This window comes from Saccharopolyspora sp. NPDC045941 (assembly GCF_056431445.1).
On sequence record NZ_JBWKKU010000089.1, the window covers coordinates 1 to 23,126 of the forward strand.

Annotated in this window: 20 protein-coding genes; 10 read left to right on the top strand and 10 right to left on the bottom strand. The window is 70.5% G+C overall.

Features of this window, described 5'->3' with window-relative positions:
* Nucleotides 1-437: 437 nt before the first annotated feature.
* Entirely contained in the window at nucleotides 438-638 is a 201-nt protein-coding gene (locus AC07FN_RS41295) for a hypothetical protein (RefSeq protein ID WP_478400578.1), read from the top strand.
* A gap of 8 nt (nucleotides 639-646) precedes the next feature.
* Here the strand turns inward: AC07FN_RS41295 and AC07FN_RS41300 are convergent, their stop codons facing one another.
* The 5 genes from AC07FN_RS41300 to AC07FN_RS41320 all read right to left on the bottom strand — a co-directional run bounded on the left by AC07FN_RS41300 (nucleotide 647) and on the right by AC07FN_RS41320 (nucleotide 6,270).
* Nucleotides 647-2,236 (bottom strand): ABC transporter ATP-binding protein, encoded by a 1,590-nt coding sequence (locus AC07FN_RS41300; protein WP_478400579.1) that lies wholly within the window; start codon nucleotides 2,234-2,236, stop codon nucleotides 647-649.
* A complete protein-coding gene (locus tag AC07FN_RS41305; protein WP_478400580.1) occupies nucleotides 2,233-3,096 on the bottom strand; it encodes an ABC transporter permease in 864 nt (287 codons plus the stop codon). The genes AC07FN_RS41300 and AC07FN_RS41305 overlap by 4 nt, the downstream gene beginning before the upstream one ends.
* Nucleotides 3,093-4,049 (bottom strand): ABC transporter permease, encoded by a 957-nt coding sequence (locus AC07FN_RS41310; protein ID WP_478400581.1) that lies wholly within the window; start codon nucleotides 4,047-4,049, stop codon nucleotides 3,093-3,095. Before AC07FN_RS41310 ends, AC07FN_RS41305 begins: the two co-directional genes overlap by 4 nt.
* A 1-nt stretch (nucleotide 4,050) precedes the next feature.
* Nucleotides 4,051-5,661 (bottom strand): ABC transporter substrate-binding protein, encoded by a 1,611-nt coding sequence (locus AC07FN_RS41315; protein WP_478400582.1) that lies wholly within the window; start codon nucleotides 5,659-5,661, stop codon nucleotides 4,051-4,053.
* A 162-nt stretch (nucleotides 5,662-5,823) separates the two neighbouring features.
* A complete protein-coding gene (locus AC07FN_RS41320; protein WP_452618668.1) occupies nucleotides 5,824-6,270 on the bottom strand; it encodes a histone-like nucleoid-structuring protein Lsr2 in 447 nt (148 codons plus the stop codon).
* A gap of 362 nt (nucleotides 6,271-6,632) precedes the next feature.
* Between AC07FN_RS41320 and AC07FN_RS41325 the strand changes: the two genes are divergently transcribed.
* Entirely contained in the window at nucleotides 6,633-6,977 is a 345-nt protein-coding gene (locus tag AC07FN_RS41325; RefSeq protein ID WP_132482616.1) for a histone-like nucleoid-structuring protein Lsr2, read from the top strand.
* A gap of 116 nt (nucleotides 6,978-7,093) precedes the next feature.
* On the opposite strand, the gene rbsK is transcribed toward AC07FN_RS41325, so the two are convergent.
* Complete coding sequence (rbsK, locus tag AC07FN_RS41330; protein WP_478400583.1) at nucleotides 7,094-7,993, bottom strand: ribokinase; 900 nt, start codon at nucleotides 7,991-7,993, stop codon at nucleotides 7,094-7,096.
* A gap of 103 nt (nucleotides 7,994-8,096) precedes the next feature.
* Between rbsK and AC07FN_RS41335 the strand changes: the two genes are divergently transcribed.
* Nucleotides 8,097-9,164: a hypothetical protein gene (locus AC07FN_RS41335; protein ID WP_478400584.1), complete on the top strand. Its 1,068-nt coding sequence runs from the start codon at nucleotides 8,097-8,099 to the stop codon at nucleotides 9,162-9,164.
* A 342-nt stretch (nucleotides 9,165-9,506) separates the two neighbouring features.
* Here the strand turns inward: AC07FN_RS41335 and AC07FN_RS41340 are convergent, their stop codons facing one another.
* The 4 genes from AC07FN_RS41340 to AC07FN_RS41355 all read right to left on the bottom strand — a co-directional run bounded on the left by AC07FN_RS41340 (nucleotide 9,507) and on the right by AC07FN_RS41355 (nucleotide 14,423).
* A complete protein-coding gene (locus tag AC07FN_RS41340) occupies nucleotides 9,507-10,379 on the bottom strand; it encodes a spermidine synthase (RefSeq protein ID WP_478400585.1) in 873 nt (290 codons plus the stop codon).
* Nucleotides 10,380-10,622: 243 nt separating this feature from the next.
* On the bottom strand, nucleotides 10,623-11,018 hold the full coding sequence (gene speD, locus AC07FN_RS41345; protein ID WP_397528706.1) for an adenosylmethionine decarboxylase: 396 nt from the start codon (nucleotides 11,016-11,018) through the stop codon (nucleotides 10,623-10,625).
* A 332-nt stretch (nucleotides 11,019-11,350) separates the two neighbouring features.
* Nucleotides 11,351-12,568, bottom strand: coding sequence for a type III PLP-dependent enzyme (locus AC07FN_RS41350; protein ID WP_478400586.1), 1,218 nt, complete (start codon nucleotides 12,566-12,568; stop codon nucleotides 11,351-11,353).
* 349 nt (nucleotides 12,569-12,917) lie between these two features.
* Nucleotides 12,918-14,423, bottom strand: a complete 1,506-nt coding sequence (locus tag AC07FN_RS41355) for a PucR family transcriptional regulator (RefSeq protein ID WP_478400587.1) — start codon at nucleotides 14,421-14,423, stop codon at nucleotides 12,918-12,920.
* Nucleotides 14,424-14,662: 239 nt separating this feature from the next.
* Here AC07FN_RS41355 and AC07FN_RS41360 point away from each other — a divergent pair, with 239 nt between their 5' ends.
* The 7 genes from AC07FN_RS41360 (at nucleotide 14,663) to AC07FN_RS41390 (ending at nucleotide 23,009) form a co-directional block, all read left to right on the top strand.
* Nucleotides 14,663-15,532, top strand: coding sequence for an FAD binding domain-containing protein (locus tag AC07FN_RS41360; RefSeq protein ID WP_478400588.1), 870 nt, complete (start codon nucleotides 14,663-14,665; stop codon nucleotides 15,530-15,532).
* A complete protein-coding gene (locus tag AC07FN_RS41365) occupies nucleotides 15,523-15,999 on the top strand; it encodes a (2Fe-2S)-binding protein (RefSeq protein ID WP_358390170.1) in 477 nt (158 codons plus the stop codon). The genes AC07FN_RS41360 and AC07FN_RS41365 overlap by 10 nt, the downstream gene beginning before the upstream one ends.
* A 140-nt stretch (nucleotides 16,000-16,139) precedes the next feature.
* Entirely contained in the window at nucleotides 16,140-17,492 is a 1,353-nt protein-coding gene (locus tag AC07FN_RS41370) for an 8-oxoguanine deaminase (RefSeq protein ID WP_478400602.1), read from the top strand.
* Nucleotides 17,489-19,795 carry a xanthine dehydrogenase subunit D gene (gene pucD, locus AC07FN_RS41375; protein ID WP_478400589.1) on the top strand — a complete coding sequence of 769 codons (2,307 nt, stop codon included), beginning with the start codon at nucleotides 17,489-17,491 and terminating at the stop codon, nucleotides 19,793-19,795. Before AC07FN_RS41370 ends, pucD begins: the two co-directional genes overlap by 4 nt.
* A gap of 292 nt (nucleotides 19,796-20,087) precedes the next feature.
* Nucleotides 20,088-20,576 (top strand): nucleoside deaminase, encoded by a 489-nt coding sequence (locus tag AC07FN_RS41380; protein WP_478400590.1) that lies wholly within the window; start codon nucleotides 20,088-20,090, stop codon nucleotides 20,574-20,576.
* 325 nt (nucleotides 20,577-20,901) lie between these two features.
* Nucleotides 20,902-22,347, top strand: a complete 1,446-nt coding sequence (locus AC07FN_RS41385) for an NCS2 family permease (RefSeq protein WP_478400591.1) — start codon at nucleotides 20,902-20,904, stop codon at nucleotides 22,345-22,347.
* A gap of 86 nt (nucleotides 22,348-22,433) precedes the next feature.
* Nucleotides 22,434-23,009 (top strand): nucleotidyltransferase family protein, encoded by a 576-nt coding sequence (locus AC07FN_RS41390; protein ID WP_478400592.1) that lies wholly within the window; start codon nucleotides 22,434-22,436, stop codon nucleotides 23,007-23,009.
* The last annotated feature ends 117 nt before the right edge of the window (nucleotides 23,010-23,126 follow it).

Consider the following 23,126-nt stretch of genomic DNA (forward strand, 5'->3'; position numbering starts at 1 on the left):
ACCACCGAAATGGTCGGGGGCATAAAAGAACACTAACCAAAACAGTCCGCTGTTGAGTTCTCAAAGAACACACCCACACCATCACCCCGACCCCTCATCGGGACCGCAGCTCCGGGGAGCTTCTTCACTACCTTTTCGGTTCACCCACTCTACCACCCGAAGGCAGGAGCTTGGTTCGCGACCCGTGTCAGGCTCGGCCCGGTTTTCCCGGCCCGTGTCGCTCTGACTTGGATAAATTTACACACCCCCGAAACACCCCCTGCAACCACCCCCCTTAAACATCAAAACACCAGGTCAGAGCCGATCTTGGGGCGCTTGCGCGGGATGGCCGCCGGGACCGCGGTTCGAGTCCACGTTCGTGTGGTCCTGCTTCGTCGCCGCGAATCGCCCGGGAAGCGCCGGTAGCCTCCCAGACGATCGTCTGAACGGGGGTAGCAGTGGACTCCACACCGATCTACACCGAGCTGCGCAAGACGCTTGGGGACCCGGAAGACCGGAACTGGGGTCCCAGCGCCCCGCCCGAGTTCGCCGCCGCCCTGGCTGAGCGGGTCGAGCGACCGAAGGCCGAGGCCAAGAAGGCTGCGCGCACCGGGCCCGGTGCGCGCAGCAGGTCGCGACGGCACCGCGCCGAGGACTGACCTCTCCTTCAGGACGCGGCCCGTCGCGCGCGCTGGCGGATCGGGTCGGGCACCGGAGCCGCGGCCAGGAGTCGTCGCGTGTATTCGTGCTGCGGGTCGCCGAGCACCTGGGTGCGGTCTCCCTGCTCGACCACCTCGCCCCGGTGCATGACGGCCACCCGGCGGGCGAGCAGGTTCACCACCGCCAGGTCGTGGCTGATGAACAGGCAGCTGAAGTTCAGCCTGGCCTGGAGCTCTTGGAACAGCCGGAGCACCGCGTCCTGCACCGACACGTCGAGCGCGCTGGTCGGTTCGTCGGCGATCAGCAGTCGCGGCTCCAGCGCCAGCGCCCGCGCGATGCTGACGCGCTGGCGCTGCCCGCCGGACAGCTCGTGCGGGTAGCGGCCGCGCATCGACGCCCCGAGCTCCACCGCGTCGAGCAGGTCGTCGACGCGCTCCGCCAGTTCGCGGCCGCGTGCAGCTCGGTGCAGGCGCAGTGGCTCGGCGATGCTGTCCGCGATGGTCATGCGCGGGTCCAGCGATGAGCCGGGGTCTTGGAAGACGATGCCGATGTTGCGGCGCACCGAGCGCAGCCGTCGTGTCGGCAGCCGGCTGATGTCCTGGCCGTCGAGCACGATCCGGCCCTCCGCCGGGGTCAGCAGGCGGGCCACCGCCTTGCCCACAGTGGACTTCCCGGAGCCGGATTCGCCGACCAGCGCGAGGACTTCGCCGCGTTCGACGTGCAGCGACACCCCGTCGACGGCGCGCTGGCCGGCGTAGCTCACGACCAGGTCCTCGACCCGGAGCACCGGCTCTGCGGGCTCGGCTTCGGCGCGCTCGCCGATCTCCAGCCTCGGCACTGCCTCCAGGAGCGTCTTGGTGTAGTCGTGCTCGGGCGCGCGGAACAGCTGCTCGACGGGGGCCTGCTCGACCAGGACGCCGCGGTGCATCACCACCACCCGGTCCGCGAGGTCCGCCACCACCCCCATGTCGTGGGTGATCAGCAGGATCGTCATCCCGTGGCGTTCGCGGAGGTCGCGCAGCAGGGCCAGGATGTCGGCCTGCACCGTCACGTCCAGCGCGGTGGTCGGTTCGTCGGCGATCAGCACCCTGGGCTCGCAGGCCAGCGCCATCGCGATCACCACCCGCTGCCGCTGCCCTCCGGAGAGCTGGTGCGGGTAGTGTCTCAGCCGTCGGCGCGGCTCCGGGATGCCGACGACGTCGAGCAGTTCCGCCGCGTGCTCGCGCGCCTCGCCGGCCGGCATGTCCCGGTGCAGCCGGATCGCCTCGACGAGCTGCCAGCCGATGGTGAAGACCGGGTTGAGCGACGTCATCGGCTCCTGGAAGACCATCGCGAGCTGCTTGCCCCGGATCCGCCGCAGGTCCGGGGCGCTCAGCTCGGCGCCGTCCAGCTCGATGCGCCCGGTGACCTCGGCGGTCGGCGCGAGCAGCCCGAGCGCGGACATCGCGGTGACGCTCTTGCCCGAGCCGGACTCGCCGACCACCGCGAGGATCTCGCCGGGCGCGATGCCGAAGCTGATGCCGCGGACCGCCTCCGCGACGCCGTCCTCGGTGCGGAAGCGCACCCGCAGGTCGGTGAAGGAAAGCACGTCGCTCATCGCTGCCCCTTCGGATCGAGGGCGTCGCGCAGACCGTCGCCGAGGAGGTTGAAGGCGAGCGTCGCGAGCACGACCGCCAGGCCGGGGAAGACCACCAGCCAGGGCGCCTGCGCGAGGTACGTCTGCGCGGCCGACAGCATCACGCCGAGCGATGCCTCCGGCGGCTGCACGCCCAGTCCCAGGAACGACAGCAGCGCCTCGCCGATGATCGCCAGCGGGATGGCGACCGTGACCTGGATCAGCAGCGCGTTCACCGCATTGGGCAGGATGTGCCGGAACATCGCGGTCGTGCCGCGCGCACCGGCCGCGACGCAGGCGGCCACGTAGTCCTCGCCGGCCAGCCGCAGGGTCTCCCCTCGCATGACGCGGATCAGGTTCGGCACCTGCGACAGGCCGATCGCGATGGCCGCGTTCACCATCGACGCGCCGAGCACCGCGGCCAGGCCGACGGCCAGCACCAGGAACGGGAACGCCAGCAGGGTGTCGGTGAGGCGTGAGACGACGGTGTCGGCGAAGCCGCGGTAGTAGCCGGCGATCAGACCGAGCGGCACCGCGACGACCACCGCTAGCAGGACCGACAGCACGCCGACCACGATCGACGCGCGGATGCCGTAGATGACGCGCCCGAGCTGGTCGCGGCCGAGCTCGTCGCTGCCCAGCGGCAGCGCGAGCGACGGCTGCTGGAGGACCTGGTCGAAGTTCACCGCCGCCGGGTCCGCCGGCGCGATCATCGGCGCGGCCGCCGCCACCAGCACGAACAGCGCCGACAGCACGAGCCCGACGACGCCGGTGCGGTGCCGCAGCAGGCGGCGTAGCACCCGTCGCGAACCGCTCACCCGCGGCAGATCCGCCTGGGTCATCCGGCACCTCCACGGACTCTGATTCGCGGATCCACCACCGAATACAGCAGGTCGACGAGCAGGTTCACCAGGATGTAGCCGGCCGCGGAGACCAGCACCGCGGCCTGGATCACCGGGTAGTCGCGGGTGAACACGGCATCGACCATCAATTTGCCGAAGCCCGGCAGCACGAAGATCTGCTCGGTGACCACGGCGCCGGAGATCAGCGTGCCGAGTTGCAGGCCGAGGATCGTCAGGACGGTGATCAGGCTGTTTCGCAGGCCGTGGATACCGACCACGCGCCACTCCCCGGCGCCCTTGGCGCGCGCGGTCCGCACGTAGTCCGAGCCCAACGCGTCCAACATGGTCGATCGCATCTGCCGCATCAGCACCGCGGCCAGGCCGCTGCCGAGCACGAACGCGGGCAGGATCAGCCGTTGCAGGTTGCCCAGCGGCGACTCGGTGAACGGGACGTAGCCGGAGGCGGGCAGCACGCCGAGCCAGACCGCGAACACCAGGACGCACATCAGGCCGAGCCAGAAGTTCGGGATGGACAGGCCGAACAGCGACGCGCCGTTGCCGAGCCAGTCCACCGCGGTGCCGCGGCGCACCGCGCTGAGCACTCCGGCGGTCAGGCCGATCAGCGCGGCGAACAGCAGGCTCAGCACGGCCAGTTCGAGGGTCACCGGCAACCTGGTGAGGATGATGTCGCCGATCGGCAGGCCGGTCTGGGCAGATTCGCCGAGATCGCCCTGCAGCACGCTGCCGAGCCAGGCCGCGTACTGCACGTGGATCGGCTCGTCGAGCAGGTGGGCGCGGCGGATCTCCGCGATCACCGCGTCGTCGGCCTCGATGCCGGCGATCGCGACGGCCGGGTCGCCGGGCAGCGCGCGGAGCCCCGCGAACACCACCAGCGACACCAGCACCAGGGTCACCGCGGACTGCAGGATCCGGTGGAGCGCGTAGCTGCGCATGTCATCCCCCCGCCTGGACGTGGCCCGCGGACTTCATCCGGATGATCCCGTCGGGGAAGGTCTCGACGCCGGCGAGCTGCGCGGTGTGCGCGGTGTAGTACTGCGTGCGGTAGAGGTAGACGACGTTGTTGCGCTGGTGCAGGGCGTCGACGATCTGCTCGTACAGAGCCCGGCGCCGGGGCACGTCCTGCTCGCTGCCGGCCTGCTCGATCAGCTCGTCGGTGGCGGGGCTGAAGTCGCCGCTGTAGTTCTGCGAGCCGCCTTCGGTGTGGAAGGCCGCGATGTTGCCGTCCGGGTCGGGCCGGCCGGACCAGCCGACGAAGAAGGTCTGGAAGCGACCCTGCCGCGCCTCGCTGATCGCGGTCGCCGACTCGGTCGGGCGCAGCACGACGTCGAAGCCCACCTGGGCGGCCATCGCCTGGATGACCTGGCCCGCCCGGAGCTGGGTCGGGTCGTTGGCCAGCGTCATCTCGAACCGCACCGGTGTCCGAACGCCGGTCTCGGCGATGAGCCGGCGGGCCCGCTCCGGGTCGTGCGGCGGGCATTCCTGGGTCTTCGGGGTGGCGTACTCGCTGCTGTCCGGGATGGGCCCGCAGGCGGCTTGGAACAGCCCGTTGAAGGCGATCTTGTTGAGCGTGCGCCGGTCGATGGCCAGCGACAGGGCTTCCCGCAGCCGGGAATCGTCGGCGAGCGGGCCGGTCACCTCACCGGTCTCGCCGCCGACGTTGCGCACGTTGACGGTGATGCCGTAGTACTGCAGCGTCGGCTGGTTGAGCAACACGATTCCGTTGTCCCGCAACAAGATCGGCACTTCGGGAGTGGGCACCTCCCAGATCACGTCGAACTCGCCGGAGCGCAGGTTGGCCATCCGGATGTTGTCGTCGGGGACGGTCCGGTACACCAGCCGGTCCAGGCGGACGCGATCGCGGTCGTAGTAGAACTCGCTGTGGTCCAGCACGATCCGGTCCTGCGCGACGCGTTCGGTGAACCGGAACGGCCCGACGCAGACCGGGTCGTCGGTGAAGTCCGCGCCGCGTTCGTCGAGCTTCGCCGGGGACATGATCATGCCGGCGCGGTCGGCGAGCATGCTGGTCAGCGGGGCGTACGGCCGGGACAGGGTGAGCCGCACCGTGCTCGGATCCACGACCGCCACCGATTCGACCGCGTTGAGCTCGGTCTTGCGGGCCGAACCCTTGAGCTCGCGGTGCCGGTCCAGGCTCTTCTTGACCGCGGGCGCGTCGAGCGGGGTGCCGTCGTTGAACAGCACCCCGGTGCGCAGCGGGATCGTGAGTTCCCGGCCGTCGGCGGAGATCTGTGGCAGCGCGGCGGCCAGTTGCGGCACCAGGCGGACGGATTCGTCGACGTCGTAGAGCTTCTCGCACATGCTGCTGAAGATCTGGCGGCTGGCCAGCGTCGACGCCAGCGTCGGGTCGAGCTTGTCCGGCTCCTGGTCGAGCGCGATCACCGCCTCGCCGCCGCGCACCGTCGGGGCCTGCACGGAGGAGCGCACCTCGGCGGCGGTCTGCTCGACGTCCACCAGCGGGGCGCAGCCGGTCGCCGCGATCGCGGTGGCCAGCGCCACCAGCACGCCTCGTCTGCAGCGATCCGCCACGCGCGTCTCCCGCCTGCCGCCGGGGTAAACGCGAGCACCGTATTTTGACCGGACCGCGCGTGTCCAGATCCGTGATCATTCCGGCATCTTGCGGAATTCGCTCACGGCATGGCGCCAGGGCGGGGCGAGCGCGGTTTCGCCGAACGAACCTGCCCGGTGAGCTCAGTCGACGGCGGAGGAGAACGTCGGCAGCGAAACGGCCGGCACGCGGGCGGCGTCCGACTTCGCTTCCTCGGCCGACGTCGTGTCGAAGAGCGTTTCCTCGACCGGCTCCGACTGCTCGGCGGGCTCCGGTTCGGGCTCGGCGGCCTTCTTGCTGAGGTGCTCGCGGGTGCGCTGCGCGGCACCTCGGATCTGCTCCGTCAGCTGCTTGTTGGCCTGCCGGGCCTGTTCCTCTTCGCGCTCCTGCTGGCGGGTGCTGCGCACCGGCTCCGGCTTGGGCGCCCGCGCGGCCTTGATGTAGCGATCGAGCACGGCCCGGAGTTGCTTGGTGTGCTTCTCGTTCAGGTCGATTTCGTAGGTCACACCATCCAGTGCGAAGGTGACGGTGTGGTTGGCTGGGGACCCGTCGATGTCATCGACGAGTTCGACCTGAATCCGCTCGGCCATGATCACCTGTCTCGGGAACGTGCCCCGCCTCGATCCGCGACACTTGCAGGTAAGACTACTGCGAGCCCTGACCACGTTGTAGCACGCGGCATCGCTGTTGTCTCGTACTTAACCATAGAACAACGCGGCGACCTGTCGATAACCGCCGGGCGGGTCACGCGCCACCTCACACGCCGGCGAGCGCCCGACCACCGACTGACAGTAACCGCTGCGGGGCAATCCTGGAAAGTAATCCAGCGCACATCGCAGGAAATTCCGGCCGCGGCTGGATCATTCTTGCGCCGATCGTTTATTGTTCGCTCGCTCTTCTCCGCACGAGGTTCGCGGAGAAGACGGGGAATCGAGCCGGAATGAGGGTTACCGTGGCGCAGAAAGTCACCGTTCAGCTCGTCGACGACGTCGACGGCACAGCAGCCGACAGCACCGTGGAGTTCGCCTTGGACGGGGTGAACTACGCAATTGACCTGTCCACCGAAAATGCGGCCAAACTCCGCGACTCGCTGGCGTCTTTCGTGGCCAACGCCCGGAAGACCGGTGGCCGCAAGCGCGTCGCCGTCAAGCCGGGCAAGCCCTCGGCGACGCCGACCGCGGCCGACCGCGAACGCAACCAGGCCATTCGGGAATGGGCCCGGAATCAGGGCATGCAGGTTTCCGACCGGGGCCGCATTCCGGCGGAGGTCGTCGAGGCCTACGACAACGCTCAGTGAGCACGTGCCACGGGCGGCCGGTTCGAACTCGGGACCAATCCGGCCGCCCGTGAAACTCGTACAATGACTCCTCGTAACGCGGTCTTGAACGAGCAGTAATTGTCGCGGTGAATCCCTTATGCGGACGCCAAGAAGTCGGTGATTTCCTGACGGGTCGGCATCGAGCTGCTGGCCCCGTTGCGCTGCACCGACACCGCCGCACCGGCGGAGGCCAGCCGCAGTGCCTCGGGCATCTCGGCGCCCTCGCCCAGCGCTGCGCTCAGCACGCCGACGAAGGTGTCGCCCGCGGCCGTGGTGTCCACGGCCTCGACCGGGAAGCTGGGCGCCTCCACGCGCGCTCCGTCGCGGTTGCCGTACAGCGAGCCGCGGGCACCGAGGGTGATCACCACTTCCGGAACCAGCTCCAGCAGCGCGGCGAGCGCGCGGTGCGGGTCGTCGTCGCCCGCCAGGATCGCCGCCTCGTGCTCGTTGGGCACCAGCAGGTCCACATTCGACAGGATTTCCCCGGGCAGCGGCACTGCCGGGGCCGGCGTGAGCACCACGCGCACCCCATTGCGGCGTGCCGCCGCCGCGGCCGCGGCCACGCCGGGGAACGGAATCTCCAGCTGCAGCAGCAAACTCCGCGATCCGGCGATCAGTTCCTCGTCGCCGTCGGCGAGCCCGTCGACCGTCCCGTTGGCACCCGGCACCACGACGATCGAGTTGCCGCCCGCGTCGTCCACCACGATGTGCGCCGTGCCACTGCGCCCCGGGACCGTGCGGACCCCCGTGACGTCCACAGTGGATTTCTGCAGGGTGTCGCGGATCTGGGCGCCGAATTCGTCCTCGCCGACCGCGCCGATCATGCGCACCGCCGCGCCTGCCTTCGCCGCGGCGATCGCCTGGTTGGCGCCCTTGCCGCCTGGCACCGTGTGGAACTCCCGCCCCAGCACCGTCTCACCGCGCTTCGGGGCCGTCCCGACGTAGGCCACCAGGTCCATGTTGCAGCTGCCGAATACGGCCACAGTCGTTGTCACGTGGTTCATCATGGCCGATGAGGGGCCCTCGATCGGCTGACGGGTCCCCGCCTGCCGGACGACGTAACATGCCGACCAACCGTCGAGGAGAGGGCGAGAAGCGGTGGACTATGCGGTGACAGCGGAGCTCGCGCCGCCGGCCGAGGTCGTGGAGCTCGACGCGCTGCAGCAGGAGGGGATAGCGGCCGTGCTCGACCGCCACCTCGCGCTGGTCGAGGGGGTCTCCGGTCCGGGGGATGGCGACATCGACGTCCTCGACTACCGCATCACGGTGCACCTGACCGGCGCGAGCGTGGTGCTCGCGCTCGACGCGCCGTCGCTGCTGGCGGCCGAGGAAGCGGCCGCCTCGGTGCTCGACGAGCTGATCGGCGAGTGCGAGGTGCTCACCGGCTGGTCGGTGGCGCACTCGGAGGTGCGGATCACCGAGGACGAGTTCAACCAGCGGCTCGCCGCGTCCTCGGACATCAACGAGGAGTTGGAGGCGGCGGTCGAGGAGGCGCTGGAGACCTCCGCCGAGCCCGCGATGGACGCCGAGCACTGGCGGGTCCGGCTCACCAGGCTGGCCCCGCAGCTGCGGGCGTTCGAGGCGAGCGCGTTCGGCGCCGATCCGGACACCCACGCGCTGGCCGCCGGGGCGCTGATCCACGCGGTGCGGGTGGTCACCGACGAGATCTTCTACGACGAACTGGCCCTGGCGGTGAACAACGCGACGGTGGCCGACGCGGTCGGGCTGCTGGTGCTGGAGGAATTGCCGCCCTGCTACGACCACTGCTACGACGCGTTCTTCGCCCGCGCTTTCGTGCTGTCGTCGGCGGCGGTCGCGGTGCGGCTGACGGAGCGGAACTGGACTCCGCCGCGCACGGTCGCCGAGGCGCTGTCGTTGCGGCTGGTGGTCAACGAGGCGCGCGTGGTGCTGGAGGCCGCCGAGCTGATGAGCTGGGACGACAGCGAGACGGTGTTCGCCGCCTTCGCCGGGCGGGCCTTCGGCGATACCGACCACGACGAGCTCTACGAGGTGGACCTGCCGCTGTCGGAAGATGCGGAGCCGGAGGTGGCTGAGCAGGTCTCCAAGGTCGAGGCCGAGCTGCGCGCGCGGGGCGTGGCCTTCGACCAGTGGTTCATCCCCCGCGACGGCAACCCGGGCCGCCACCCCTACTTCGGCTCGCTCTAGGCCGCAATTTCAATGAGATTTTTCCAACCTCGTTTTGCGTGGCGGTGCGGGTAGCGGAACCTCAGAGGCTCCCTGGACTGTGGGTGCCCCTCCTGATGTATGCCCAATACACGGCGGAGGGGCCGTCCTCGCCCAGGAAGCCTCTGAGAACCCGCGGCGGTGCAAGTTGCGTAGGTGGGCTATGCGCCTGCGGCGCATGCGACACCCCATCGACGTGCAGCTTTGCGCCCCGCGGCTGCGGGCCGACCAGGATCCGCAATTTCCATTGAAATTGGACCTTCGATTTCCATTGAAATTGCGGGTCGTGGAACTTGAGTTCCGCAATGCGGAATGGTGGAAGGTTTAGGTCTGGTTGCGGACGGAGTACGGCGGGACGGTGCAGCCGATGAGGCTGGCCTCGTCGATCGTCTCCGGCCGGTAGGCCGACTGGGAGAACGCCTCCAGCATCACGTTCGTCGGGTCGTCGATCGGCTCGACCCGGCCGAACAGGAACGCCCACTCGTGCTCGTCGGAGCCGAAGTAGGCGACGGTGTCGAACATCGACCGGAACCGGTTGTAGGCGCGGATCAGCGTCTCGTTGCGCCACACCGTCGGACACCCGGCCTGGAACGCGACCACGCCACCTGCCGCGAGCACCGCCTGGCAGCGCTGGATGAACTCCAGGCCGTACAGCCGGTTGTGCTGGCCGTCGGCGTCGTCGGCCCGCTCGTCGGGCAGGTCGACGACGACGATGTCGTAGCCCTCCGGCGGCGCCTGGTCGAGGAAGCCCCAGCCGTCCGCGTAGTGCAGCTTGATCGGCCCGTCACCCTGCTCGACGCGGGCGAGCTCCTCGGTGCTGTAGCCGTACGGCAGGTGCTCGGCGCAGATGCGCACGCACTGCTCGTCGATGTCGACGTGGTCGACCCGGCCGGCCCCGGCCGCGACCGCCATCTGGCTGGCCACGCCCTCGCTGGAACCGATGATCAGCACCCGCTCGACCTGCGCGGCGAGCAGGAACGCCGGCACCATCATCGCCTCGTGGTAGACCAGCTGGGAGAACTCGGTGCTCTGCCGGTCGTCGTCGCAGAACAGCGAAACGCCCTGGCCGGTGCGGCCGATGACCACATGCTGGTAGTCGGTGTCGCCCTCCCACAGCACCTCGTCGACCCGCCACAGGCGCTGCAGGTCGTCGCCCATCGGCTCCTTGATCCACCGGTGCCCGTCGAGTTCGATCAACGGTGCTCCTCCTTGATTCGGCTTGCCCGGTAAGGCATGTTTTCTAAGCGGCGGAGCCGCTTGGCCCACGCACGCACGGTGTCCACCCGCGGTTCTCAGACTGCGCCCACCCCGCCGGGGTTCTCTGGGAGAACCTGCCCCGACGCTGCGTATTGGACGTCGGGACTCCCGGACCGAGGAGGCATCTCAGGTTCCGCTACGGGGCCACCTGCGCAAAACGCGCTCCTGACTGTCCTGGCGACTTCACGAGGCAAGGCCCGCGTAGTCGCGGCCCCGCTGAATGGTCTGGACGTTCTGCGAGGCCGGTTTCAGCGCCTCGGCGAGCAGTTCGACCGCGCGCTCCGGCTGGGCCGTGTGCCCGCAGGTGAAGACGTCGATGAAGATCGAGCCGTCCTCCGGGTACGTGTGCAGCGAAGCGTGGGACTCCGACAGCAACGCCAACACGGTGACACCCTGCGGCTCGAACCGCTTGGCGATCATCTGGCACACGGTGGCGTGCGACTGGCTCAGCGCGTCGTGCAGGGTCTCGCGCAGGAACTGCTCGTCGTCGAGCAGATCCGGATCAACGCCCTCCAGCTCGGCAAGGACATGCTGGCCGGTGAACAACCCAACCGGCGGCGTCCCGGTGTCAACGGACATCTATCGACCTCCCATCATTTCGCAGCTTCCAGCGCTCAGAAGTTGAGCGGGTCGGTTTGCGTGGCGGTGTGGGTAGCGGCCCCCTGCGGGAGTTCCTGCCGCCTTCTCGACTCCGGGATCCCCGACACACGTATGACCAATACGACGCGTCGGGGCTGTCCTCGGGAGAAGACCCTTGAGAACCCGCGGCGGTGCAAGTCGCGTGCATGGCCGAAAGCGGCTCACGCCGCTTGCCTGACGGCAGGCTCGCGTTGAGCGCGCTGACTCTCCCATCCCGCACGATCTCCCAGTCGGCACTGTTCGGTGTCGGCTTCTCGAAGTTGCCGAGGCGATCACGGCTGTTCGTCGCCGTCGACGCAATACGTGGGCAGCGGGGTGAATCCGTTGAAACCCACCGATGAATAGCTCGCGGTGTACGCGCCCGCGCTGAGCAGGTCGACCCAGTCTCCTCCGCGCAGCGTTCGCGGCAGCTCGTACCGGGTGCGCTGGTAGAGCACGTCGTCGCCGTCGCAGGTCGGCCCGGCGAGCACCACCGGGCCGCGCGGGTCGCCGTCGCGGGAGGTGCGCAGCCGGTAGGTGATGGCCTCGCCTTCCGTTTCGGCGAGCCCGTTGTAGCGGCCGATGTCCAGGTAGACCCAGCTGCGGTCGCCGTCGACGGCGTCGCTGACGAGCACGACCTCGCTGCGCAGCACGCCCGCGTCGCCGACGATGAAGCGGCCCGGCTCGATGAGCAGTTCCGGCCGCTGGGCGCCGAAATTGCGGTCCAGTGACTCCTCGATGCGGCGCACGTAGTCGGCCAGCGGCGGGGCGGATTCGGTGTAGTCGGCGGGCAATCCGCCGCCGAGGTTCACCATCCGCAGCCGCACGCCGTGCTCGGCGCAGTCCTCGAACACCCGCCGGGCGGCGCTGATCCCGTGCTCCCACGCGGCGGGTTCCAGCTGCTGCGATCCAATGTGGAAGGACACGCCGTAGGCGTCCAGGCCGAGTTCCCGCGCGCGCCGCAGCAGCTGCGCGGCGGTCTCCGGCGAGCAGCCGAACTTGCGGCCGAACGGGGTGCGAGATCCCTTGTTGTCCACCAGGACCCGGCAGAACACCCGCGAACCCGGCGCAACCTCGGCGATGTTGGCCAGGTCGGCGGCGCTGTCGGTGACGAACAGGCGGACGCCCTGCTCGTAGGCGCGGGCGACGTCGCGGCGCTTCTTGATGGTGTTGCCGTAGGAGATGGACTCCGGGGCCGCGCCCTTGGCGAGGCACAGGTCGATCTCGCCGGGGCTGGCGACGTCGAAGGAGGCCCCCAGGCCGACCAGTTCACCGACCACTTCGGGGGTGGGATTGGCCTTGACCGCGTAGCAGATCCGGGCGTCCGGCAGGGCGGTTCGCAACTGCCGGTAGCGGTCGCGCACCTGCGCCAGATCCATGACCAGGCAGGGGGTTTCGGGGCGTTGCCGGTCGAGGAACTGCAGAATCGGGTCCGGCGCGGCGGATTCGGTCTGCTGCGCGGTGCCGCTCGGGCGGTCCGTCACACCGGTGGTGGCGGACAGATCGGTCAATCCCGGTACCTCCGTCTCGGCTGGTGGGGTTGGGTTTTCCCCGGGGTCCGACCCGCTGGGGCGCGCGCCCTCGGAGCGCGACTGCGACCAAGCACAGTACCCCGCTCACGCACAGATTTCGAACCGCGCCCACCCCTTCCCCCGGACAGTGGAACCGAGTGTGAGCACTCCCACGGGACCGCGCCGATGTCGTCGCTTTGCGTGGTCGGAACCCGACTTCCCGTGATCGCGTCGCAGGTGGATTTTTTGCCTGGTCACGCCCCGTGAGCACTTTGAGCCGCCATAGCAACCAAAAACATTCACGGGAGCTCACCTGGCGAAACGTCCGTCCACGGCGGAACATGCGGCGCTACTCGGCGGGCTCGCGGTCGAGTTCGAGGGCTAGGTAGAAGTCCACTCGGGACGGGAAGTCGGCGAGGTCCCGTCCGGTGATCTCCTCGATCCGCTGGATCCGGTAGCGCAGCGTGTTCACGTGCACGTGGAGTCGCTTGGCGCAGCGCGACCACGATCCCGAGCAGTCGAGGAAGGTCCGCAGGGTGCGCACGAGGTCTGAGTTGTGCGCCGAGTCATACGCGATCAGATCCGCGAGCAACCGCTGGCGGTAGGAGCGGCGCAGCTCGTCGGGCGCCGACGCCAGCAGCACCTCGTGCGATGCGAGCTCCGCCGCCGCGACGACCTCGGCGCGCCCTCGGCGCCGCTGCGCGAGCCGCCGCGCGTACCCCGCCTCCTCCAGCGCTCCGCGCAGGGCCGTCGCCGGGCTGACGTCGCTGACGCCGACCGCCAGCCGCCGCCGGCCCAGGCCGGGCTCCGTCTCGGCGGCGATGCGGCGCAGCAGCGCGTCCAGCTCCGCCAGGTGGACTTCGTCGTCGACGAACAACGCCGTCGCACCGTCGCCCAGCGGCGCCGTGACCGACGCCATGCCCGTCGCCGCGGCGATCTCGCGCAACAGCGTCGTCGACTCGGCCGGGTCGCCGACGCTGAGCGCGACCGCCCGCAGCGGCTCGTCGGTCGGCAATCCCGCGGTCTCCAGACGCGCCGCGACCTCGGCCTGCGTGGAGGTGCCGTCGAGCAGCCGCCGCAGGGCCGCTTCCACCGAGCGGCCCGCGATCCGGCGGGCCTCGTCCACCCGCGCGCGCAGCAGCGCCACGACCGTGCTCAGGTCGGTGGCGATGGCTTCCTTCTCCTCGTCCCAGTCGGCGATATCGCCGCGCGCCAGCACGAACCAGCCGGCGGCGGGCGGCTCGATGCCGGACTCCACCGGCCACAGCACGTGCGCGTCGCCCGGCCGCACGGTGCGCGGGAGGCGACCGGTCGCGAACTCGCGCAGCGCCGCGCAGCGGGTTTCCTCCGGCAGGTCGGCGGTGCCCCCGACGATCCAGCCGGCCGCGGACAGCACCCAGCAGTCGGTGCCGAGCTCGTCGGCCGCCATCCGCAGCACCTGGTCGAGGTCGGCACCTCCAGCGACCGCGGAGACCAGCTCGCGGCGCGGCGCGGAGCGACGCTGGATGCGGTCGGCGAGCGTGTTGAAGCTGACCGTCAGCGGCACCTCGAAGGCGGGCAGGCCGTGCCGCCGGCACGCTTCGACCAGGTCCGGCGGGGCGTGGCCGAGGCGCGCGGTGCCCGCGGCGAGGCCCGCCACCCCGGCGTCGACCAGCGCGGCGACGAACGCCTCCGAATCAGCCGGCTCGTTTCGCCACATCAGGCCGCTGAGCACCAGCTCGCCGCCGTGCAGGTAGCGCCGGGGATCCAGCAGGTCGGTGATGTAGACGCCGCGGACCGGGCGGGCCATCTCCTCCGCGCCGTTGAGCAGCACCAGTCCGAGTTCCGGATCGGCGAGAAGGTCGTTCAGCTGCACCTGCGCACCTCGGATCCCGCTGCCGGCGCGAGGCAGCCACCTGTTCCCGGTGCGGAGCTCCGCGATGTTTCGGCGGAATGGCCCGAACGGCGCACCGCGGCTCCGCGCGTTTGGAGAAACATACAACTCCCGTCCGCCCACCGAAAGGCTTTTTCGGGCCTTCCACCGCTAGTCACCGAGCGCTCCCCGGCTGTGTACTGACTCACACCTTTTCACCGGCCGTGACAAGGAGTACAACCGTGGAATTCCTCCGCCCCGCCTCGTGGCGGGAGGCGCTCGAAGCCAAGGCCGCGCATCCGGATGCGACGCCGATCGCCGGCGGCACCGACGTGATGGTCGAGATCAACTTCGATCACCGCCGCCCCAGCATGCTGCTCGACCTCACCGGCGTCCCGGAGCTGACCGGCTGGTCCGAGGCGGACGGGGAGCTGCGCATCGGCGCGGGCCTGCCCTACACCAACCTGATCAACGAGCTCGGCGACCGGGTGCCGGGCCTGGCCATCGCCAGCCGCACCGTCGGCTCGCCGCAGATCCGCAACCGCGGCACCCTCGGCGGCAACCTCGGCTCCGCCTCCCCCGCCGGCGACGGCCATCCGCCGCTGCTGGCCTCCGACGCTCGGATCGAGGTCGAGTCCGTGCGCGGCAAGCGGCTGATCCCAGCGACGGAGTTCTTCACCGGCGTCAAGCGCAACGCGCTGGCCGAGGACGAGCTGATCGCCGCCGTGCACATCGCCCCGGCGACCGGCGCGCAGCAGTTCTCCAAGGTCGGCACCCGCAACGCGATGGTCATCGCGGTGTGCACCTTCGCGATCGCGCTGCACCCCGACCGCAAGCAGGTCGGCACCGGGATCGGCTCGGCCGCCCCGACGCCGCTGCGCGCGCTCGCGGCCGAGGAGTTCCTGAGCGCCGAGCTCGACTGGGAGCAGCGGCGGCCATTGGAGGAGCCGGTGGCCCGCCGGTTCGGCGAGCTGGTCACGCAGGCCGCGTCGCCGATCGACGACGTGCGCGGCACCGCCGACTACCGCCGCCACGCGCTGGCCGTGATGGCCCGCCGGACCCTGTCCTGGGTCTGGGACGACCACTGTTCCAGGAGGCAGGAATGCGCCTGAAGTTCACCGTCAACGGACAACCGCACGAGGCCGACGGCGTGTGGGAGGGCGAGAGCCTGCTGTACGTGCTGCGCGAGCGGCTGGGCCTGCCGGGCTCGAAGAACGCTTGCGAGCAGGGCGAATGCGGCTCCTGCACGGTCTACCTGGACGGCGTTCCGGCCTGTTCGTGCCTGATCGCGGCCGGGCAGGCCGAGGGCCGCGAGGTGCGCACCGTGGAAGGCCTCGCCGACGGCGAGAAGCTGGACGAGGTGCAGGAGGCGTTCGTCGAAGCCGGTGCCGTGCAGTGCGGTTTCTGCACGCCGGGCCTGCTGGTGCAGACGCACGACCTGCTGAACCGGAAGCCGGACCCGTCCGACGCGGAGATCCGCGAGTCGCTGGCCGGGAACCTGTGCCGCTGCACCGGTTACGAGAAGATCATGGATGCCGTCCGGCTCGCCGCCCAGCGGAAAGCGGAGGCGCGGGCATGAGCAGCAACCCTGCGTCAACTTCACCCCCTCCCAACCGCACCTCAGGGGACCGTGACGCAACCCAGCCACAAGAAACCGCCGAACGCGAGATCAATCCCGAACGCGACCACCGCTGTGAATCGCGGAGAGGCGGGACTGTCATCATCGAGGGCGGCGCCGTGGTCACCGTCGACGACTCGGGCACCGAGTTCGCCGAGGGCCACGTCGTCGTCGAGGGTGACCGCATCGTCGCGGTCGGCCCCGGTTCCGCGCCGGCCCAGCAGGGCCCGGTGCGGCGCATCGATGCGTCCGGCTGCCTGGTCACTCCCGGCCTGATCAACACCCACCACCACCTGTACCAGTGGGCCACCCGGGGATACGCGGCGGACGCGACGCTGTTCGGCTGGCTGACCGAGCTGTACCCGGTCTGGGCGGGCATCGACGAGGAGATCACGCACGCCGCCGCGTCGGCGGGCCTGGCCCGGATGGCCCTGTCCGGCTGCACCACCGCCGCCGACCACCACTACGTCTTCCCGCGCGGCGGCGGCGACGTGTTCGGCGCCGTGGTCGCCGCGGCCGAGCGGATCGGCGTGCGGCTGCACGCGGTGCGCGGCTCGATGGACCGGGGCCGCTCGCACGGCGGCCTGCCGCCGGACTCGGTCGTCGAGGACCTCGACGCCGCGCTGGCCGGCACCCAGGAGGCGATCGACCGGTTCCACGACCCGAACCCGGGCGCGCAGGTGCGCGTCGCGGTGGGGCCGTGCTCGCCGTTCTCGGTCAGCACCGACCTGATGCGCCAGGCCGCGGAGTTGGCTCGCCGCAACGGGGTCCGGCTGCACACCCACCTCGCCGAGACCACCGACGAGGAGGAGCAGTGCCGGGCCGAGTACGGCCGCACGCCGGTCGAGTACGCCGACGACCTGGGCTGGCTCGGGCCGGACGTGTGGCTGGCGCACACGATCCACCTGTCCGAGAAGGGCATCGCCCGGCTCGGCGAGACCGGCACCGGCGCGGCGCACTGCCCCACCTCCAACGGCCGGCTCGGCGCCGGGATCGCGCCGGTGCGGCCGCTGCTGGACGCCGGTGCCCCCGTCGGGCTGGGGGTCGACGGGGTCGCATCCAACGAGGCCGGCGGTCTCGGCGAGGAGATGCACCAGGCCCTGCTGACCGCCCGCGCCCGCTACGGGCCGGAGGCGCTGTCGGTCCGCGACGCGCTGCGGCTCGCCACCCGTGGCGGCGCGCGGTGCCTCGGCCGCGACGACGAGCTGGGTTCGCTGGAGCACGGCAAGCTCGCCGACATCGCGGTCTGGCGGCTCGGCGGCCTCGACCACACGGGCATCGCCGACCCGGTGGCCGCCCTGGTGCTCGGCCGCCTGCCGAAGCTGGAACGGCTGCTGCGCGGCGGCAGCGTCGTGGTCGACGACGGCCGGCTGATGCCGGTGTCGGAGGCCGAACTCACCCACGAACTCGACCGGGCGAGCGCCCGGATCCGCACCCGGGAGGTGTCCGCATGAGCAGCAGCAATGCGCCTGCTCGCAGTCCCCAGGAGCTCAACGACGCCATCGGCGGCGGCATCGGCGAATCTCCTCTGCGCCCGGACGGCACCATCAAGGTGCGCGGTGAGTTCGCCTACTCCTCGGATCTGTGGGCCGAGGACATGCTGTGGGGCGCGACCTTGCGCAGCCCGCACCCGCACGCCCGGATCCGTTCGATCGACATCGGGCCGGCGATGGCGATGGCCGGCGTGCAGACCGTGCTCACCGCCGAGGACGTGCCCGGCGACAACTGCTTCGGCCTGAAGTACGCCGACCAGCCGGTGCTGGCCTCCGACGTGGTGCGCTACAAGGGCGAAGCGGTCGCGCTGGTCGCGGCCGACCACCCGGAGACGGCGCGGCGCGCGCTGGAGAAGATCGTCGTCGACTACGAGGTGCTGGAGCCGGTGCTCGACGCCGAGCGCGTCGCGCACGACGACACGCTGCCGAAGCTGCACCCGGACGGCAACGTGGTGCGGCACCAGAAGATCGTCAAGGGCGACCCGAAGGCGACGGCCGACGTCGTGGTCTCCGGCGTGTACACCGTCGGGATGCAGGACCAGGCGTTCCTGGGGCCCGAGTCCGGGCTGGCCATCCCGGCCGAGGACGGCGGCGTCGACCTGTACCTGGCGACCCAGGACCTGCACTCCGACCTCCGGCAGACCGCGCGGTCGCTCGGGCTGCCGCCGGAGAAGGTGCGGATGACCATGTCCGGCGTCGGCGGCGCGTTCGGCGGCCGCGAGGACCTGTCCATCCAGGTGCACGTGTGCATGCTGGCGCTGCACCTGGGCAAACCGGTCAAGATGGTCTACAACCGCGAGGAGTCGTTCTACAGCCACGTGCACCGGCACCCGGCCAAGATGTACTACGAGCACGGCGCGACCCGCGACGGCAAGCTCGTGTACGTCAAGGCGCGGCAGTACTTCGACGGCGGCGCGTACGCCTCGAAGACGCCGGTCGTGGTCGGCAACGGCACCACGCTCGGCGCCGGGCCGTACAAGGTGCCGAACGTCGACATCGAGGGTTGGGGGCTCTACACCAACAACCCGCCGTGCGGCGCGATGCGCGGACTCGGCGCGGTGCAGCCGACTTTCGCGTACGAGTCCCAAATGGACAAGCTCGCCGACGCGCTGGGCATGGACCCGGTCGACCTGCGCATCGCCAACGCCATCGAGCAGGGCGACTCGATCCCGACCGGTCAGGTGCTGGACTTCCCGGCGCCGGTGGCCGAGCTGCTGGCGCGCGTGCGGGACCTGCCGATGCCCGACGAGCGCTCCGGGCCGGTGGACATCCGGGACATGCCCGGCGGGGCGTCCAACACCACGCACGGCGAAGGCGTGGTGCGCGGCGTCGGCTACGGCGTGACGATCAAGAACATCTGCTACGCCGAAGGCGCCGACGACTTCTCGACCGCGCGGGTCCGGTTGCAGGCCATCGGCGGTGAGCCGGCGGCCATGGTGCACACCGCCGCGGCCGAGGTCGGGCAGGGCCTGGTGACGGTGCAGCAGCAGATCGCGCGCTCGGAGCTCGGCGTCGAGCGGGTGACCATCCACCCGAACGACACCAGCGTCGGCCCGGCCGGCTCCAGCTCCGCCTCGCGGCAGACGCTGGTCACCGGCAGTGCCGTCAAGGCGGCCTGCGACGCGGTGCGGGAGGCGCTGTTCGCCCGGGTCGCCGAGCGCTACGACGTCGAACCGGCGCTGCTGTCCCTGCAGGGCGGCAAGGTCGTGTCCGAGGCCCACGGCGTGCTGGCCGACCTCGTGGAGGTGCTCGGCGACGACGTCATCGAGGAAACCCGCGAGTACCACCACCGGGAGACCTTCCCGATGGACGAGAACGGCCGCAGCGATCGGGTGCACGTGCAGCACGCGTTCTCCGCGCACCGCGCGGTGGTCGACGTGGACCTGGATCTCGGCCTGGTCAAGGTCGTGCAGCTGGCCTGCTCCCAGGACGTCGGCAAGGCGATCAACCCGGACGCGGTGATCGGCCAGATCCAGGGCGGCACCGCGCAGGGCATGGGGCTGGCCGTGATGGAGGAGATCAAGGTCGTGGACGGGCACATCCGCAACCCCTCCTTCACCGACTACCTGATCCCCACGATCCTCGACACGCCGCCGATGGAGATCGACGTGATCGAACGCGCCGACCCCAACGCGGTCTACGGGCAGCGCGGGGTGGGCGAGCCGCCGACGATCTCCACCACGCCCGCCGTGGTGGCCGCCATCCGCGCCGCCACCGGCAAGGAACTCCCGCACACCCCGGTGGCCCCCGAGCACATCGTGTGACCAGACCTGCTGGGGCGGCGGTGCCGGGCCGCCGCCCCAGCAACCCAACAGAATCACCGGAAAACCCGGCGAGAAATTCAAAGTGATTTGCGTGGCGGTGCGGGTAGCGGAACCTCAGGTGCCTTCTCGCTGTGGGATCCCCGACATCATGAATGCCAATTCACCACGTCGGGGCTGTTCTCGCTGGGAGAACTCCAGAGGAGTGGGCACCGTGAACCCGCGGCGGTGCAAGCCGAGTCCCACACCGCAAGCGGCTCCCGCCGCTTACTGAAAAGATCATAGGAGGAAAGCAATGTCCGTGGACGTCGCAACGGGCGCCGAGCAGGACTGGATGGCGCAGGCCATCGACCTCGCCAAGACCAATGTGGACAGTGGTGGCGGCCCCTTCGGCGCGTTGATCGTCCGGGACGGCGAGATCATCGCGACGGGCACCAACAAGGTGACCGTCGACCTCGACCCGACCGCGCACGCCGAGGTGACCGCGATCCGCAACGCCTGCCGGACGCTGGGCACCTTCAAGCTGGACGGCTGCGTGCTGGTGACCTCGTGCGAACCGTGCCCGATGTGCCTGGCCTCGGCGCTGTGGGCGCGGGTCGACCGGGTGCTGTTCGCCGCCGACCGGGACGACGCCGCCGACGCGGGCTTCGACGACCGCGCCTTCTACGACGCGTTCGAGGATCCCGAGACGAAGTGCCCGACGCCCGTCGTCCGGGTGGAGATGGCCGACCGCAACGCCGCCTTCGACGCCTGGCGCGGCAAGACCGACCGCGTCGACTACTGAACCACGAGCCGATCCAGCAATTCCCCAGCCAGCGAGAAGATTCCGACAACGACGTCCTGAGCAGAGGCATCGGTAGCGACGACCGGGTCGCCCGAAGCCTGCGGACGGGCCACACCGACAGTTCCCCGCTGTTGCGCCGGAGCTGGGCCCGCCCGCCGTCCCGATGAACCGATCCGGGACAGCGAAAACCAATCGATCAAATGCCCCGCACCGATTTCGGCGAATTCCCGCCGGGCCCTCCCCTGCCCGGAAAACGCCGGAAACAAGTCCGGGCGGCACCGAATCCGGTTGCCGCGCGGGGGCGCCCACCGGCATGGGAGGACTCATGACCCAGCAAGTGCAACCGGAAAGATCCGCCGACACCGGCACTTCCGGATTAGACCGCTTCTTCCGCATCACCGCCCGCGGTTCCACCTTCTCCCGCGAACTGCGCGGCGGCCTGACCACGTTCGTCGCGATGGCCTACATCGTGATGCTCAATCCGCTGATCCTCGGCTCGTCCGCGGACGCGACGGGCGCCGCGCTGACGCCCGAGCAGCTGACGACGGCCACCGCGGCCACCGCCGGCGTGATGACCATCGTGATGGGCCTGGTCGGCAACGCGCCGCTGGCCCTGGCCTCCGGGCTGGGCGTCAACGCCGTCGTCGCCTTCACCATCGCGCCCGCCATGACCTGGGCGCAGGCCTTCGGGCTGGTGGTGCTCGAAGGCATCGTGATCGTCGTCCTGGCCGTCAGCGGCGTCCGGGAGAAGATCATCAACGCCATCCCGGCCGCGCTGAAGACCGCGCTCACCGTCGGCATCGGCCTCTACATCGCGCTGATCGGCCTGGTCAGCGCCGGATTCGTGACCCGGAAACCGGACGCGGCCAACACCACGGTGCCGGTCCAGATGGGCCAGGGCACCGAGGGGCACCTGCTCGGCGTGCCGATCGCGATCTTCTGCGTCAGCCTGCTGATCATGCTGGTGCTGCTGGCGCGGCGGGTGCCCGGCGCGATCCTCATCGGCATCGCGGTGAGCACGGTGCTGGCGATCGCGGCGAACTCGGCGTTCGACATCGCCCCGAAGCAGTGGGGCACGATCGTGCCCGAGCTGCCCGACCACGTCGTCGGCAGCCCCGACTTCAGCCTGTTCGGCGACGTCGATCTGTTCGGCGGGTTCGCCGCGGCCGGCGGCATCGCGGCCACCGTCTTCCTGTTCACCCTCGTGCTGTCCGGGTTCTTCGACGCGATGGGCACCATCACCAGCGTCTCCTCCGAGGCCGGGCTGGTGAAGGACGGCAAGGTCGAGGGCATGGGCCGGATCCTGGCCGTGGACGGCGTCGCCGCCGCGGCGGGCGGGCTCACCGGCTCGTCGCCGAACACGGTGTTCCTGGAGTCGGCCACCGGCGTCGCCGAAGGCGCGCGCACCGGCCTGGCCAGCGTGGTCACCGGCCTGCTGTTCTGCGCGGCGCTGCTGTTCACGCCGCTGGCCGCGGTGGTGCCGGCGCAGGCCGCCGCGCCCGCGCTGGTGATCGTCGGCGCGCTGATGATGGCCCAGGTCCGGCACATCCCCTGGGACGCCCCGGACTACGTGATCCCGGCGTTCCTGACCATCGCGGTGATCCCGTTCACCTACATGATCACCAACGGCATCGGCGCGGGCCTGGTCGCGTTCGCGGTCATCAAGATCGCCCGCGGCAAGGTGCGCGAGATCGGCTGGCTCGTCGGCGTCCTGGCGATCGTCTTCGCCTTCTACTTCGGCGTCGAGGGCATCGAGGCCCTGGTCGAGTAGCTGCCACTCGACCAGGTACCAGGTGGAGGGCGCCTTTCCCCGAGAGGCGCCCTCCACCGCCTTCTCCGGATGGGTACGGTGCGTGCGTGGGAGTCGCGGGAGTCGTGTTGGCCGCCGGTGCCGGACGCCGCTTCGGGATGCCGAAGGCGCTGGTGGAGTATCGCGGATCGCTGCTGGTCGACCGGGCCGTGCGAGTGCTGGCCGCGGGCGGCTGCGCGCCCGTCGTGGTCGTCCTCGGCGCCGCCGCGGACGAGGTCCGCGAACGGGCCGAGCTGACCGGCGCGACGGCCGTGGTCAACCCGGACTGGGCCACCGGCATGGGCTCGTCGCTGCGCACCGCGCTCGACGCGCTCGCCCCGACCGATGCCGACGCCGCCCTCGTGCTGCCGGTCGACATGCCCGGCATCAGCCCGGAAGCCGTGCGGCGCGTCGCCGCGCTCGCGAGCCGGAGCGCCCTGGCCGCCGCCGCGCACGACGGCGAGCGCACCCATCCCGTGCTGTTCGGCCGCGGCCACTGGGCCGGGGCCCGCGCGGCCGCCACCGGCGACGCCGGCGCCCGCGGCTACCTCAAGGGCCGCGAAGTCGCGCTGGTGGCCTGCGACGACGTGTCGGCGGGCTTCGACATCGACCGTCCTGAAGACCTCGCCCTGGGCAACCCGTAAAGTCGACGGCCACGCGCGACCGGCCTGCACGCGGCTGCCCAGCGCCGACAGCGATCGACGCAGCCCTCGCCGGTCCGCGACGTCACACGAACGCCCGAGCGCGCCGGAGGCGGAGGC

Excerpts from the sequence above, each read along its gene's own strand:
- AC07FN_RS41305 (WP_478400580.1), bottom strand. The coding sequence starts at position 3,096 with ATGACCCAGGCGGATCTGCCGCGGGTGAGCGGTTCGCGACGGGTGCTA.
- speD (WP_397528706.1), bottom strand. The coding sequence starts at position 11,018 with ATGTCCGTTGACACCGGGACGCCGCCGGTTGGGTTGTTCACCGGCCAG.
- AC07FN_RS41310 (WP_478400581.1), bottom strand. The coding sequence starts at position 4,049 with ATGCGCAGCTACGCGCTCCACCGGATCCTGCAGTCCGCGGTGACCCTG.
- AC07FN_RS41320 (WP_452618668.1), bottom strand. The coding sequence starts at position 6,270 with ATGGCCGAGCGGATTCAGGTCGAACTCGTCGATGACATCGACGGGTCC.
- AC07FN_RS41380 (WP_478400590.1), top strand. The coding sequence starts at position 20,088 with ATGTCCGTGGACGTCGCAACGGGCGCCGAGCAGGACTGGATGGCGCAG.
- pucD (WP_478400589.1), top strand. The coding sequence starts at position 17,489 with ATGAGCAGCAGCAATGCGCCTGCTCGCAGTCCCCAGGAGCTCAACGAC.
- AC07FN_RS41365 (WP_358390170.1), top strand. The coding sequence starts at position 15,523 with ATGCGCCTGAAGTTCACCGTCAACGGACAACCGCACGAGGCCGACGGC.
- AC07FN_RS41385 (WP_478400591.1), top strand. The coding sequence starts at position 20,902 with ATGACCCAGCAAGTGCAACCGGAAAGATCCGCCGACACCGGCACTTCC.
- AC07FN_RS41300 (WP_478400579.1), bottom strand. The coding sequence starts at position 2,236 with ATGAGCGACGTGCTTTCCTTCACCGACCTGCGGGTGCGCTTCCGCACC.